Origin of the sequence: Novosphingobium sp. NBM11 (assembly GCF_015390225.1) — a bacterium.
In the GTDB taxonomy this organism is placed as follows: Bacteria; Pseudomonadota; Alphaproteobacteria; order Sphingomonadales; family Sphingomonadaceae; genus Novosphingobium.
Map to the genome: position 1 here is coordinate 3,729,728 of NZ_VUOG01000001.1, position 14,711 is coordinate 3,744,438.

The window sequence follows — 14,711 nt, forward strand, 5'->3', positions numbered from 1 at the left end:
TCGCGCCAGGTTGCCGTTCTGGGGCCGGTTTCCCGCCGGTGCGGCCGGCCGATAGGGGCTTCCTCTTAGACGGAATTTAACCATTGCGAGAGACAAGGGGGTGCATGATCCCCTCCCGCTTCCTTGCTGCTCGCTCCATCGCCGGGCCTGCCGGCATGGCCCTGCTGTATTTCGCCACGGCGGCAACGACCGTGCATATCAGCCGTTTTAGCGGCGGCGTCGCCATGATCTGGGTATCAAGCGCGCTGCTCTCGGGATATCTGCTCACGGCGGGGCGCCGCGTCTGGCCGTTGACGATCGCTCTTTGCGCGTTTGCCAGCTTCATGGCGACGGGCTTCTTCGGGTTCGGGTGGCGCGTCGCCGCGCAGCTCGCGCTGGTCAACGTGGGGGAAGCCCTGATGGCCGCGATAATGCTCAAGCGCATCTTCGACGCCTATTGGCCCGGCGACACTCTCGAATGGCTGGCGGGATACTATCTCGGCATCGGGCTGGCCGTGCCGATGGTCAGCGGCCTGGCGGCCCTGGCGGTGACCGGTATGGTGCTGGAGATCGATCCAGGCGCCAATTTCGTGCACTGGATGATCGGCCACGCGGTTGGTCTGCTCACGTTCCTGCCCTTTACGATCAGCCTTTCCTACGCGGTGCATAACGGCCAGCCGGTGCTGCCAGACAACAGGCGGCTCGTGGCCGTTCTGGCCGTGGTGGCGATGACCGTGCTGACGGCGGTGGTGTTCAGCCAGCCCAACCGGCCGCTGATGCTGTTCCCGGTGTTGATGGTGGTTGCGGCCGCGGTGTGGGCGCCATGCGTCGTTACCACGTTCCTGCCCTGCGTGCTGGCGTTGATCGGCGGCATGCTGACGATGCGCGGTGAAGGGCCGGTGGCGATGATGCATCTCGATCTCGGCGACCGGATGCAGTTCTTCGAAATCTACATCGCGGTGACGGTGCTGTTCGCGCTGCCGGTCCAGTTCGAGCAGGAACGCCGACGCCGGCAGATGCGCGAACTGGCGGAAAGCGAGGCGCGCTATCGCCTGTTGTCCGATCATGTCAGCGACATCATCATGCATCTCGATGCCGATGGCGTCATCCGCTATGTCTCGCCCTCGATCCTCTACGTCAGCGGCTATGATCCCGCGGGTCTTGTCGGCACGAATGTCGCGGAACTGATCCACCCGGATCATCTGCAGCAGGTGCATGAGGCCGGATGCGCGCGCGCCACGCGCCGGGCACGCCGATCAGCGTGGAACACCTTGCCCTGACCAAGCTTGGCGAGCCGCGCTGGTTCGAAACGCATTTTCGTGCGGTGCCCGAAGACGGCGCGCTGATCTGCGCGACGCGCGACATTTCACAGCGCAAGCGACTGGAAGCGGATCTTTCGATCGCCGCGCTGACCGATCCGCTGACCGGACTGTCGAACCGCCGGGCGTTCTTCGATCTGGCCGAACGGACCGTCGCCAGCGGCGTCATCGGTTGCATCGTGGTGTTCGACATCGACTATTTCAAAGCGGTCAACGACCGCTTTGGTCACGGGGCGGGCGACATGGTGCTGGCCTCGGTCGCGCAGGCGGCGCGGCGCGCGCTGCGCCAGACAGACCACATCGCGCGGATCGGCGGCGAGGAATTCGCGGTGATCCTGCCCGAAACCCGGATCGACCATGCCGAAAAGATCTGCGTCCGCCTGTGCAAGGAAATTTCGCGTTCGGCGGTGCCGGTGGGATCGATCATCGTGCGGGTAACGGTCAGCGCGGGGATCGCCGTGCTTGATGGCGATCTTTCGGATACGCTCTCGCGGGCCGATGCCGCGCTCTATCGGGCCAAGAGCGCGGGCCGCGATCGCACCGCGGTCGCCGCCTGATCCTGACGCCCGTCAGGCGGCAAGGCGCCGCGCGGGCGGGCTGCCGGGCAAGCCGGCGGGTCCGATATCGAACCGCCCGACCAGCTGGCGTAGCTGGTCAGCCTCGTTAGCCAGCATACGCGCAGCGGCGTTGCACTCTTCGCCCATCGCGGCGTTCTGCTGCGTCACCCGGTCCATGCCGCCGATCGCACCGCTGATTTGCGCAAGGCGTTCGGCCTGTTCCTGCGCGGAGGTGGCGATCCGGCCGATGATCTCGCTGATCGCGAGGACCTTCGCCATGACCGTGTCGAACGCTTCGCCCGACCGGCCGACCAGCGTCACCCCTTCGCCCACCTGATCGGCGCACTGTTCGATCAGCGATTTGACCTGCTGCGCGGCGTCTGCGGAATTGGTGGCAAGGTTGCGCACTTCGTCGCTGACCAAGGCGAACCCCTTGCCGGCTTCGCCCGCGCGCGCCGCTTCCACGCTGGCGTTGAGCGAAAGCAGGTGCGTCTGGTGGGCGAGACGATCGATGACTTCGGTGATCGGCACGATCTGCCGCGTACTGCTGGCGATCCGGTCCATCGCGCCGACCGTTTCGGAAACGATGATGGTGTTGCCCTGCGCTTCGGCCTGCGCCGACGTCACGGTGGAGGCGGCCTCCTGCGCCGCGCCGGCGGTGTGCTGCACGGTATCGTTGAGGTCGCGCAGCGCCGTGGCGGTTTCCTGCAGGCTGTTGGCCTGGATCTCGGTGCGCTGGGCAAGCTCGGTGATGGCCGCGTTGATTTCCGAGGCGCTGTTCGAGACGCGCCCGATCGAGGCCATGACGGTGCTGATCGCTTCGGACATGGCGGCGGCGGCCAGGTTGTAGTCGTCGCGCAGCTGGACGTAGGCTTCCGGAAATTCCTCGGCGATACGGTGGTTCAGCCCGCCGTCCTTCAGCCGGGCGAGCGCCGCCCCAAGGCTGCTGACGACGCGGCGCTGCACGGCCATTTCGCGCTCGGAATCCGCGCGTGCCTTTTCCTCCACGTAGTGCACGATGCTCTGGAGCGCGCGCGCCGTTTCGCCGAGTTCGTCCTTGCGCTGTTCGTGCGGGTTCTCGATGTCCATTTCACCCCGGCCCATCCGCTGCATCAGCGTGGTCATGCTGCCGATCGGCCGAACGATGCGGAAAATGACCATCGCGCAGAAGCCCACGACCAGCGCCAGCAGCAGCAGCGCCAGCACGCCGAGCAAGCGCATGGATTCGGAAAGGCTGGCGGTGGCCTTCTCGTTCAGGCGCTGGCCATAGCCGTTTGCAAGCGTCACCGTCCGGTCCACCGCCGCCCGGTGCGCGGCGTAGTGCGCGGAGAGGCGCTCGAACGATTGCTGCATCGCCGCCGTATCCCCTTGCCGTGCGGCGGGCAGGAAACGGCCCTGCAGTTCCTGCCAGAACCGCTGCGCCGGATTGTGCGTCTCCACGGTGACGGCCCGTTTCACGACCGGATCGATATCGGATTCCAGCCAGTGCTGATGGCGATCGTCGTAGGCCGCTTTCAGCGCCGTGATGCGCCGGCTGGTGGCTTCGGCTCGCGACGGATCGCGCATCAGCATCGATGCTTCGAGATAGGGTTCGATGACATATTCGGGCGGTGGCAGGATGTCCGCCACCAGATCGGCCGCTTCGCGCGATTTGGTGTGCAACGGTCCACCGATGCGGATGTCGTTGATCCTCAGCGCGCTGATCGCGACGCTCGCCACCAGAATGAGGAGCATGGCGAGGCCTGCCGCGAAGACTGTCTTTCTGATGGTCATCGGTCTGTTCCCGAAAAAGCTGCATGGTTCGTGGCTTAGTGCGCCCGGCGTGGCCAAAACGGGGTTACGGGGGCACTACGTAGCATCCCGGGCATGCCGTTATCGCCGGACGCGGCACGGGCGCGGAAAACGCCCCATTGCCCAAGGGCGCCGCCGCGCCTAAATCCCCTGCCGATATCGCTCGATCCAGGAAAGTTCCGGCTTGATCCTCAACACCTTCGAATGGACCATCGCCAAGCGTTACATGCTGCCGGGGCGAGGGGAGGCGTTCATCGCCCTGGTTGCCGGGATCAGCCTTGCCGCGGTGATGCTGGGCGTTGCCGCGCTCGTGATCGTCATGAGCGTGATGAACGGCTTCCGCGCGGAACTGCTGGACAAGATCGTGGGGCTGAACGGCCACGCGATCATCCAGGCCTACGGCGGACGGCTGGACGATTGGCAGGACATCCTGAAACGGGTCCGCGCGACGCCCGGCGTCACCCGGGCCTCGCCGCTGATCGAACAACCCCTGCTGGCGACGTTCAACGGCCGGGTGGAAGCGATCCTGGTGCGCGGCAACACCGCCGAGGACATCAAGCGGCTGGAGGAAAAGCGCGTGGCCGGCTCGTTCGCCGCGCTGACGCCGGGATCGTCCAACGTGGCGATCGGATCGCGTCTGGCGGAGAACCTGGGCGCGCGGGTGGGCGATACCATCACGGTGGTCAACCCGGCGGGCCGTTCGACGCCGTTCGGCACCGTGCCCCGCCAGATCGCCTATACCGTGTCCGCGATCTTCGAGATCGGCGTCTATGATTACGACCAGGCCTATGTCGTGATGCCGATCCCCGATGCGCAGACGCTGCTGCTGACGGGCGACACGATCGGGATGATCGAAGTGACCACGACCAACGCCGACACCGTCAACCAGACGCTCGCGCCGCTCAAGCAGCAACTGGCCGGCCGCGCCGTGGTGACGGACTGGATGACCATCAACGGCAGCCTGTTCAAGGCGCTGGCGGTGGAGCGCGTGACGATGTTCGTGGTGCTGTCGATCATCGTGCTGGTGGCGGTGTTCAACATCCTTTCGTCGCTGATCATGCTGGTGCGCGCGAAGACGCGTGACATCGCGATCCTGCGCACGATGGGCGCCACGCGGCGCAGCCTGCTCAAGATATTCATGACCATCGGCTTCGTGATCGGCGCGCTGGGTACCATGGTCGGGCTGGGGCTGGGCTTCGTGTTCCTCTATTTCCGGCAATCGGTGGTCCATGCCGTCGAATGGATCACGGGGCAGAACCTGTGGGACCCTTCGATCCGCTTCCTCACCGAACTGCCCAGCCGCAGCGATCCGGTCGAAATCGTGGTGATCAGCGTGATGGCGCTGGTGCTGAGCTTCCTGGCGACGCTCTATCCGGCGATGAAGGCGGCCAGTACCGATCCGGTGCAGGTGCTGCGTTATGAATGATGTGACCATGAACCAGCCCGCCACGAACAAGCCTGTCGCCAGTTTGCGCAACCTGCGCCGCAGCTTTTCGCAAGGTGGCGAAACGATCGAGGTGCTGCGTGGCATCCATCTCGAGATTCGCCCCGGAGAGATCGTGGCGCTGCTTGGCCCTTCGGGTTCCGGCAAGTCCACCATGCTGCAGGCGATCGGGCTGCTGGAAGGCGGCTTCGAAGGCGTGATCGAGATCGCCGGCGTCGATGCCTCGAAGCTGTCCGGCGATGCCCGCACCACGCTGCGGCGGGATTCGCTGGGGTTCGTCTATCAGTTCCACCACTTGCTGCCCGATTTCAACGCGGTGGAGAACGTGGTGCTGCCGCAGCTCGTGGCGGGGAAGACCACCGGAGAAGCGCGGGCGCGGGCGGAGGAACTGCTGACCGCGCTCGGGTTGGGTCATCGCATGGAGCACCGGCCGAGCCAGCTGTCCGGGGGCGAACAGCAACGCGTGGCGGTGGCGCGGGCGCTGGCCAACCGTCCGGCGCTGGTGCTGGCGGACGAGCCGACGGGCAATCTGGATGAAGCCACCGCCGACCGGGTGCTGGAAGAGTTCCTGAAGCTGGTGCGCGGGCAGGGCAGCGCGGCGCTGGTGGCCACGCACAACGAACGCCTGGCCTTCCGTATGGACCGCGTGCTGCGGCTGCACGAAGGCATGCTCGAATAGGCGGCTGCGCCGCGTTCATGGCCAATTTGTAATGGCCGCTGGCGGGATACCCGGGCAGTTTCGCGCGTTCTCCTTGCATGAAGGAGATTGTTCAATGAACACGACTATCCGCGCGGAAACGGGATCAGATCGCCAGGGGTTCTGGACGGACCACGCCGTGGTCATGCGTCGTGAGGCGGCCGATGGCCTGTTCCACGGTTTTGCCGCGCTGCATTCGGGCAGCTTTGCCGACATGGTCCGGCTGGTTTCGCGCATGCCGGCCGATGAACGGGCGGCGCTGGTGATCGAAAAGGCCGGTGACCGGCAGTACAATCCGGCGGAAATCGCGGCTCTGGTCAGCCGGGCGGACTTCCCCGCTTGATCCATTCCGGTGGTCGTGCGACTCCTTCCGCAAACAGGAGGGAGAAATGATGGAATCGGTCGACCTGCAGGCGGAAGGCACGCTGCACGAACGCGACGATGGCGGGTCTGAGATGCAATACAATTTCAGCGTGGTCCAGAAAGGTCCGATCGCTGAATTGCTGCGCTCCGTTGTGGCGATGACCGCCGAACAGCGCGCCCGGCTGGTGCTCGACGTACCGGGCGGGCGATCGCTTAACGTCGGCGAAATGCTGGCGCTGGCGGAACGGGAAGGCTTGTCATGACCGCGCCCCTGACCATCGCGGACTTTACGGCAAAGTTGCCCAACGGCGAAGAGATCAACCTTGCCGACAAGCTCGGCGCCGTCTTGCTGGTGGTGAACACCGCATCGAAATGCGGGTTCACCCCGCAATATGACGGGCTGGAGGCGCTATGGCGCAAGTATCGCGAACAGGGTTTCGAGATACTGGCCTTCCCCTGCAACCAGTTCGGCGGACAGGAACCCGGCACGGCGGAAGAGATCGAAAGCTTCTGCAAGGTCAATTTCGGGGTCAGTTTCCCGTTGATGGCCAAGATCGACGTCAACGGCGACGATGCCACGCCGCTATACCAGTGGCTGAAGGCGGAGGCGCCCGGCGTGCTGGGCACCAAGGGGATCAAGTGGAACTTCACCAAGTTCCTCATCAACCGTGAGGGCAAGGTGGTGCGCCGCTATGCACCCACCGACAAGCCGGAAGCGCTGGAAAAGGACATCGAAGCGTTGCTTTAGGCAGTTGTGTCGCTTGCGGACGCTGGGCGCGCAAAGCCCACCCCGTTGCGACTAACGCCGCCAGCGGCGACGCAAGTCTCACTCCCCTCCCGCAAGCGGGAGGGGCCGGGGGTGAGCAGGCCCCAAAGGATGCGGTCCCCCTGCTTTAGGCGGTCATTGACCCGCCAGCCCCGCGAGCTTGCCGGCATCGATCGTCGCGACGGCCGCCTTCAACTGGTCGATGCTGTCCGCATCGCCTTCGGCCTCCACCATGAAGCGGTTGGCGATGGCGCGGCCGAACGAGCCGCTATGATCGGCGTTGTTCCACTTTTCGGACTGCATCTGCCCGTTGACGACGCCGGTTCGTTCATAGCCGTCGGCATCCTCCTTGCTCTGGCTGACGCCCATTGCCGCGCCAAGCCCGGCCAGCGCACCAACGGCGGACATGTCGGTGATGCGCAGGGTGAAGCGCTTGTCGCCGTTTTCATAGGTACCCGTGGCATTGCTGCCCAATCCACCCACCGCTCCGCTCTCCACGCCGGTGCGCTGGAAGGGACCGATTGAGGCGGGAAGCAGGTCTTTCAGCGCATCGGGCGCCACGGCCTTTACCTCGCCCTTCGACTGCGCCTCCAACTGGTCGGCCGCGTGCTGGACCTTGTCGAGATCGACCTTGCCCACGCCCGGAATGCTGAGCGCGCCTGACACCTTGCCACTGTCGGGTGCCGTGATCGCCGTGGTCGATCCCATCATGGTGAGAAACGCGCCGGAAACGCCCCCGATCACGAGGTACAGGACCACGGCGCAGGCGATCGTAACCGCCGTATATCCGGCGGCTTTGTCCTGTGGGACTTTCATCACTGGCGTTGCGCCGAGGTAATAGAGATAGAGGCTGTAGAGCCCGGCAAGGCCGAGCAGCCCCAGGCCGGGAAGGAGCTGGGCGGCGCCTGCAAGCCAGGCAGCGGTGGAGCCATAGACCACCAGCTTGAACGCGGCGGTGCGGTTCGAGACACCGGAGAACTTCGGCGCCAGCCAGTCCGCGATCAGCGCCAGCACGATCACGCCGACAAGGCCGAGCACGTAAGTCCCCACGGCGCTGCCAAGACCGGCCACCAGCCCCGGTTTCCAGCTGAACCCCAGCGCGCCGTAACCGAATACCTGCCCGTGGACGAACGTCGCCAGCGGGCCGATAGCCGCCAGCGGGACGGCATAGCGGGTGATCAGGTCGCCCGGCGTTTCGGTGCTGGCCGCGATCCGGGGCCATTCGTTGGCGGGCTTGAGCAAGATCGCCTTGGCGCGCTCCACGATGCTGCGGTCGTCGGCCTGGGGCAGTTCGGGCGTGTCGGTCATTCCCGCGTCCTTTCCTATAGGGCGAAACTCACGCGACCTTTTTGACCTTCTTTGCCGCAGGATAGGCCCGGCAGCGTCGCAAACCAAGTGATGCGCGTCACGATGGTGGTGGCAGGGCGGATTTTTCGGTGGGAAGCGCGCGCGACGCTCTTGGTTAGGCGGCAAACGGGGGGCATATTCGGCTCTATGCCCCACGCCCCGTTCGTTCCGCTTCGCATTTTCTCGTCCTACACCATGCTCGACGGCGCGATCGACCCGAAGATGATCGCCAAGACGGCGGCCGAGCGCGGCTTCCCGGCCATCGCCATTTCCGATCGCAACGGGCTTTACGGCAGCGTCGCCTTCGCCAAGGCGTGCAAGGACGTGGGCGTGCAGCCCGTGATCGGTACGATGCTCGCCGTGGCGCGGCCCGAACGCGAAGGGGCGGCGCCGGGGTTCGGCGCGCAGGCGCCGACGATCGACTGGCTGGGCCTCTATGCGCAGGATGCGGAAGGGTACGACAATCTGTGCCATCTCGTCAGCCGCGCGCATCTGGAACGGCCGCTGGAGTTCGCGCCGCATGTCGTGCTGGCGGACCTTGTGGGTCACACCGATGGCCTGCTGTGCCTGACGGCGGGCGGGGAAGGCGCGCTGACGCGGCTGCTGGCCGAAGGGCAGATGCCGGCGGCCTATGCCTATTGCGATCGGCTGCAGGAGCTGTTTCCCGACCGGCTCTACCTCGAACTCGTGCGGCGGGGGGACAAGGTGGAGGAAGCGGGCGAGGAAGCGCTGATCGAGATGGCCTATGCCCGCGATCTGCCGCTGATCGCCACCAATCCGGCGTGCTTCGCCGAGCGCACGTTCTACGCCGCGCACGATGCCATGCTGTGCATCGCCAGTTCGACGCATGTCGACAGCGCCGATCGCCCACGTTCCTCGCAGGAATGGTGGATCAAGCCGGCGGAGATCATGGAGCACTTGTTCTCCGACGTGCCCGAGGCGCTGGCGAACACGCTGGTGGTGGCGCAGCGCACCGCGTTCATGCCGCCCAAGCGCAAGCCGATCCTGCCCAGCCTGGCCGGCGACAAGGAAGGCGAAGCACGGATGTGCGCCGAGGATTCGCGCACCGGCCTGGTCGCGCGGTTGCAGCCGTACTACCCCGAAGCCTGCCATGCCGAGCTGGCGCAAGTGCTGTGCGCCGGGCCAGACGTGGAGCTGGCCGCCGGCGATTTTCCGCAGCTTGGGGAAGCGGGCGTGTTCGAGGAGGTGCTCGACTACCGCGCGCGGCTGGAGTTCGAGATCGGCATCATCAACCGCATGGGCTTTGGCGGTTACTTCCTGATCGTTGCCGACTTCATCAAGTGGGCCAAGGAACATTCGATTCCGGTGGGGCCGGGGCGCGGTTCCGGCGCGGGCTCGCTCGTCGCCTGGGCACTGACCATCACCGATCTCGATCCGATCCGGCTGGGGCTGCTGTTCGAACGCTTCCTCAATCCCGAGCGCGTTTCGATGCCGGACTTCGACATCGACTTCTGCGAAACGCGGCGCGGCGAAGTGATCCGCTACGTCCAGCAGAAGTACGGCGACGATCACGTCGCGCAGATCATCACCTTCGGCAAGCTGAAGGCCCGCGCGGTGCTGCGCGATACCGGCCGCATCCTGCAGATGAGCTATGGCCAGGTCGACCGGCTGTGCAAGATGGTGCCCAACCATCCGACCGACCCCTGGCCGCTGCCGCGCGCGCTGAACGGCGTGGCGGAGCTGAAGCGCGAGTATGACCGCGATCCCGAGGTCAAGCGGCTGATCGACCTTGCCATGCAGCTCGAAGGGCTGCCGCGCAACAGTTCCACCCATGCCGCCGGCGTGGTGATCGGCGACCGGCCGCTGGCGCAGCTCGTCCCGCTCTACCGCGATCCGCGTTCGGACATGCCGGTGACCCAGTTCGACATGAAGCATGTCGAGGATTCGGGGCTGGTGAAGTTCGACTTCCTGGGCCTCAAGACGCTGTCGGTGCTGCGCAAGGCGGTGGACCTGCTGGGCAAGCGCGGCATCGCGATCGACCTGTCCACGTTGCCGTGGGACGATGCCGATGTGTACCGGCTGCTCCAGTCCGGCGATACGGTGGGCGTGTTCCAGCTGGAATCGGAAGGGATGCGGCGCACGCTGGCGGCGGTGAAGCCGACCAACTTCGGCGACATCATCGCGCTCGTCTCGCTCTACCGGCCCGGCCCGATGGATAACATCCCGCTGTTCGGGCGGCGCAAGAACGGGCTGGAGAGCATCGAATACCCGCACGAGAAGCTCGCCGGCATCCTCTCCGAAACCTACGGCATCTTCGTCTATCAGGAACAGGTCATGCAGGCCGCGCAGATCCTGGCCGGCTATTCGCTGGGCGATGCCGACCTGCTGCGCCGCGCCATGGGCAAGAAGGTGCAGGCGGAAATGGACGCCCAGCGCCAGCGCTTCGTCGATGGCTGCAAGGAGGTTTCGGGGATCGAGGCCGCCAAGGCCAACGAGCTGTTCGACTTGATCGACAAGTTCGCGGGCTATGGCTTCAACAAGTCGCACGCCGCCGCCTATGCGCTGCTCGCCTACCAGACGGCCTGGCTCAAGACGCACTACCCGCACGAATTCTACGCCGCATCGATGTGCTTCGACATGCACCAGTCGGAGAAGCTGGCCGTGTTCGTGGACGACATGCGACGCAACGGCGTGGCGCTGCATGGGCCGGACATCAACCATTCCGTTGCCGAATTCACCGTCGAGCGGACCGACGATGGCTATGCCGTGCGTTATGCGCTGGCGGGGCTGCGCAACGTGGGCGAAAAGGCGATGGAAGCGATTGTCGCCGAACGCGAGGCGAAAGGACCGTTCGAGACGCTGGACGACCTGTTCCGCCGTATTCCGGCGGGATCGATGAACCGGCGCCAGCTGGAAGCGCTGGCCGCCGGCGGCGCGTTGGATTGCCTGGAACCGAACCGCGCACAAGTGATCGCCAACGCCGAACTGCTGATGGCCGTGGCGGACGAGGCGGCGCGTTCTCGCTCCAGCGGGCAGGGTGGCCTGTTCGGGGGCGATGACCATGCCGTGCCGGCCACGCGCCTTGCCGATACGAAGCCGTGGAGCCGCGCGGACCAGATGGCGGCCGAACGCGAGAACTTCGGGTTCTATTTCGCCGCGCATCCGGTGGAGGAATACCGCGCGGTCGCTTCGGCGAACGGCGCGCGCACCTATGGCAGCCTGATGTCGGGCGGCGGCGAAGCGGGTGGACGCAGCGGCGCGGTGATGGCGGCGATGGTGGAGAACGTCCAGAAGCGCAAGACCAAGCGCGGCAAGGACTTCGTCATGGCCGATTTCTCCGACAGCAGCGGGCTGTTCTCCGCCTCGTGCTTCGAGGAGGCGCTGGTTGATTCCTTCGTGCAGTGGGCGCGCGACGGGACCTGCGTGCTGCTCAACGTCGAACTGGACCGGCCCAATCCCGACGAGCCGCCGCGCGTAACGGTGCGTGGCGCGCGGCCGCTGTCCTCGGTGACGAGCGCGGCGCGGATGCAGTTGAAGCTCGATGTCACGAAGCCCGAGGCGATTTCGGAGCTGGCCATGCTGCTGCCGCGCGGTGGCGACGCGAAAGGCGAAGTGCTGGCGCGCCTGCGGACCGGAAGTCCGAAGGAGCCCCTTATCCGGCTGGGCGGTGATTTCCGGCTCGACAGCGAATTAATCGAACGGTTGATTCCCATCGAGGGGCTTGCCAATGTGGCGCTGACCGCGCGCGCGGAACGGCACTTGCGGCTGGTGGAATAGAACAACCGGGAGAGGAAAACGATGCAGCTTGGAGCCATGCAGGATTGGAAGCTGCGCGTTACCCATCTGCTCGATCATGCCGCGCGGGAACATGGCGCGCGCGAACTGGTCAGCCACTGGGCGGACGGCACGGAAAGCCGCACCACCTGGGCGGGCATTCGCCGCGATGCGCTGAAAATGACGCAGGCGCTGCAGCGGATCGGCATCCAGCCCGGCGATCGCATCGCCACGCTGGCGATGAACCATCACCGGCACCTTGTCACCTGGTATGGCGCGGTGGGTGCGGGTGGCATCCTGCACACGATCAACCCGCGCCTGTTCGACGACCAGCTGGAATATATCGTGGCCCACGCGGAAGACCGCGTCCTGCTGTTCGACAAGGCGTTCGCGCCGATCGTGGAGCGGATGAGGCCGCGGTGGCCGACGATCGAACGCTATGTCTGCTTCGATTCCGACGAGCCGGCGATCCATTTCGAGGACTGGATCGGCGCCGAGAACGGTCATGCCACCTGGGCCGACGGCGACGAGAACGATCCGTGCATGCTGTGCTACACCAGCGGCACCACCGGCAATCCCAAGGGCGTGCTCTACACGCACCGTTCGACGATGCTGCACGCGATCTCCTCGCTTCAGCCGGCGGTGTTCGGCATGGACGCGCGCACCGTGATGATGCCGATCGTGCCGATGTTCCACGCGGCCAGCTGGGGCTTGCCCTGGGCGGGTGCGGCGGCAGGTGCCAAGTTCGTCTATTCGGCGGTGAACGATGCGGCCGTGCTGTGCGATCTGTTCCGGCGCGAGAAGGTGACGGCTTCGGCCGGCGTGCCGACGGTGTGGCTGGCCTTTCTCCAGGAAATAGACAGGTCCGGCATGGGCATGCCGCCCAGCCTGAAGCAGGTCGTCTGCGGGGGTTCGGCCATGCCGTCCTCGATGATCGAACGCTTCATGGGCGAAGGCATCCGCGTGGCACACGCCTGGGGCATGACCGAAACCTCGCCCATCGGCACCACCGGCACCGAAACCTGGGACTGGGACGACCTGAGCTTCGCCGAACAGATCGGCATCAAGGCGATGCAGGGGCGGGTGCCGTTCGGCGTCGAGATGCGCTGCGTCGATCTGGGCGATCCCGGTATCGTCCTGCCGCGCGACGGCAAGACCGCCGGCGCCTTGCAGGTGCGCGGCCCGTGGGTGGTCAAGCGCTACTTCAAGGGCGAAAAGGAAGCCGTCGATACCGCCCAGTGGTTCGATACGGGCGACGTTGCGGTGATCCATCCCAACGGCACGCTGCAACTGACCGACCGAACCAAGGACGTCATCAAGTCGGGCGGCGAATGGATCAGCTCGGTCGAGCTGGAAAACGCCGCCGTCGGCCATCCCGCCGTGGCCGAAGCCGCCGCGATCGGCGTGTTCCACCCCAAGTGGGACGAACGGCCCCTGCTGGTCGTGGTGCGCAAGGCTGGCGTCGATGTCGGCTCCGATGATCTGCGCGCGTTCCTGGCGACCAAGGTCGCCAAGTGGTGGGTGCCCGACGACATCGTGTTCGTCGACGAGATACCGCACACCGGCACCGGCAAGATCAGCAAGAAGGACTTGCGCGACCAGTTTCGCGATTTCCAGTGGGCCGCCTGAGCCATGGACTACATCGATCCGGACCGCGCGAACTTCGATCGCTTCAAGGCGCTGCCGCGTGACACACCCATCCGGATGCTGAACCTTGTCCGCTTCAAGGACAAGGCGGCCTATCCCGAAGGGCATCCGCTGGCGGACAAGGGCTGGACCGGCGCGCAGGCCTATGCCGAATACCACCGCGCGATCGCGCCGGTGCTGGCCAGGGTGGGGGCAAGCATGGTCTGGGAAGGCGGCTTCGAATGCGTCGTCACCGGGCCTGAGGAATGGCCGTGGGATGCCACGTTCGTCATGGGCTATCCCGATGCGGCGGCGTTCCTCGCCATGGTGACGGACCCCGAATATAAACTGGTCGTCGTCCATCGCCAGGCGGCGGTGCGGGACAGCCGCCTGGTGCGGTTTTCGCCAACAGGAGGATAGGCGCATGATCGTGACCACGACGGAGAATATAGCCGGGCGCGAAGTGCAGGAAGCGCTGGGGCAGGTGTTCGGCGTGGTCGTGCGCAGCCGGGGGCTGGGCGGCAACATCATGGCCGGCTTGCGCTCGATCGTGGGCGGCGAGATCAAGGAATATTCGGCGCTGGTGGAGGACACCCGGCGGCACGCGATCGATCGGCTGGTGATGAACGCGCGGCTGATGGGCGCCGATGCCGTGGTGATGATGCGCTTCGATTCCGGATCGATCGGGCAGACGATGAACGAAGTCGTCGCCTATGGCACGGCGGTGCGGCTGAAACCGCAATGACGCGCAATGGCCGCATCGCCGCGCTGGTGCTGGCGGTCGCGATGGTATGCGGCGGCGTGGTGCTCGAAGGCAGCACCGGGGGCGGCGCCGGCCTGTTCGTGTTCGCCGCGCTGATCGTGATCGGCACCGTGTTCGACGCCGGGTATCGCGGGCGCAGGGGCTCCTCGCACAGCCAGTGGCAGCGCACCGGCGAGCGCGAGATCGATCACGAGACGGGCGCGATCATCGAGGTCTGGTACGATCCGCTGACCGGCGAACGGCGCTACGAACCGGCGGAACGGGCCTAATGACCCTAGAGAAGTCGATTATATCGCTTGCACACTCTTACCCTACGCGTTCGTC

14 protein-coding genes are annotated in these 14,711 nt (G+C 65.7%); 12 read left to right on the forward strand and 2 right to left on the reverse strand.

All coding sequences use genetic code 11. From position 1 onward, the window contains the following. Positions 1-104: 104 nt before the first annotated feature. The gene (locus tag F1640_RS18010) at positions 105-1,259 is read left to right on the forward strand and encodes a PAS domain S-box protein (protein WP_194920509.1); all 1,155 of its coding nucleotides are present in this window, start codon (positions 105-107) and stop codon (positions 1,257-1,259) included. After that, positions 1,205-1,855 (forward strand): GGDEF domain-containing protein, encoded by a 651-nt coding sequence (locus F1640_RS18015; RefSeq protein ID WP_190287265.1) that lies wholly within the window; start codon positions 1,205-1,207, stop codon positions 1,853-1,855. The genes F1640_RS18010 and F1640_RS18015 overlap by 55 nt, the downstream gene beginning before the upstream one ends. Positions 1,856-1,867: 12 nt before the next feature. Here the strand turns inward: F1640_RS18015 and F1640_RS18020 are convergent, their stop codons facing one another. Continuing rightward, a complete protein-coding gene (locus tag F1640_RS18020; RefSeq protein WP_194920511.1) occupies positions 1,868-3,628 on the reverse strand; it encodes a HAMP domain-containing methyl-accepting chemotaxis protein in 1,761 nt (586 codons plus the stop codon). A gap of 202 nt (positions 3,629-3,830) precedes the next feature. Here F1640_RS18020 and F1640_RS18025 point away from each other — a divergent pair, with 202 nt between their 5' ends. From F1640_RS18025 to F1640_RS18045, 5 genes are all read left to right on the forward strand, one after another. Next, positions 3,831-5,072, forward strand: a complete 1,242-nt coding sequence (locus F1640_RS18025) for a lipoprotein-releasing ABC transporter permease subunit (RefSeq protein WP_125955226.1) — start codon at positions 3,831-3,833, stop codon at positions 5,070-5,072. A gap of 7 nt (positions 5,073-5,079) precedes the next feature. Beyond that, entirely contained in the window at positions 5,080-5,769 is a 690-nt protein-coding gene (locus F1640_RS18030; protein ID WP_124809791.1) for an ABC transporter ATP-binding protein, read from the forward strand. Positions 5,770-5,863: 94 nt separating this feature from the next. After that, positions 5,864-6,130, forward strand: coding sequence for a hypothetical protein (locus tag F1640_RS18035; RefSeq protein ID WP_124809792.1), 267 nt, complete (start codon positions 5,864-5,866; stop codon positions 6,128-6,130). A gap of 46 nt (positions 6,131-6,176) precedes the next feature. After that, complete coding sequence (locus tag F1640_RS18040) at positions 6,177-6,413, forward strand: hypothetical protein (protein ID WP_223806658.1); 237 nt, start codon at positions 6,177-6,179, stop codon at positions 6,411-6,413. After that, the gene (locus F1640_RS18045; protein ID WP_125955228.1) at positions 6,410-6,898 is read left to right on the forward strand and encodes a glutathione peroxidase; all 489 of its coding nucleotides are present in this window, start codon (positions 6,410-6,412) and stop codon (positions 6,896-6,898) included. Before F1640_RS18040 ends, F1640_RS18045 begins: the two co-directional genes overlap by 4 nt. A 153-nt stretch (positions 6,899-7,051) precedes the next feature. On the opposite strand, the gene F1640_RS18050 is transcribed toward F1640_RS18045, so the two are convergent. After that, positions 7,052-8,224 (reverse strand): Yip1 family protein, encoded by a 1,173-nt coding sequence (locus F1640_RS18050; RefSeq protein ID WP_194920512.1) that lies wholly within the window; start codon positions 8,222-8,224, stop codon positions 7,052-7,054. A 186-nt stretch (positions 8,225-8,410) separates the two neighbouring features. Here F1640_RS18050 and dnaE point away from each other — a divergent pair, with 186 nt between their 5' ends. The 5 genes from dnaE to F1640_RS18075 are packed head-to-tail and all read left to right on the forward strand — an operon-like array spanning position 8,411 to position 14,656. Further along, positions 8,411-12,001, forward strand: coding sequence for a DNA polymerase III subunit alpha (dnaE, locus tag F1640_RS18055; protein ID WP_194920513.1), 3,591 nt, complete (start codon positions 8,411-8,413; stop codon positions 11,999-12,001). 21 nt (positions 12,002-12,022) lie between these two features. Beyond that, entirely contained in the window at positions 12,023-13,627 is a 1,605-nt protein-coding gene (locus F1640_RS18060) for a long-chain fatty acid--CoA ligase (RefSeq protein WP_255530406.1), read from the forward strand. A 3-nt stretch (positions 13,628-13,630) separates the two neighbouring features. Then, on the forward strand, positions 13,631-14,044 hold the full coding sequence (locus F1640_RS18065) for a DUF1330 domain-containing protein (protein ID WP_194920514.1): 414 nt from the start codon (positions 13,631-13,633) through the stop codon (positions 14,042-14,044). A 4-nt stretch (positions 14,045-14,048) separates the two neighbouring features. Next, the gene (locus F1640_RS18070) at positions 14,049-14,369 is read left to right on the forward strand and encodes a YbjQ family protein (RefSeq protein ID WP_194920515.1); all 321 of its coding nucleotides are present in this window, start codon (positions 14,049-14,051) and stop codon (positions 14,367-14,369) included. After that, positions 14,366-14,656 (forward strand): hypothetical protein, encoded by a 291-nt coding sequence (locus F1640_RS18075; RefSeq protein WP_194920516.1) that lies wholly within the window; start codon positions 14,366-14,368, stop codon positions 14,654-14,656. The genes F1640_RS18070 and F1640_RS18075 overlap by 4 nt, the downstream gene beginning before the upstream one ends. Positions 14,657-14,711: the final 55 nt, after the last annotated feature.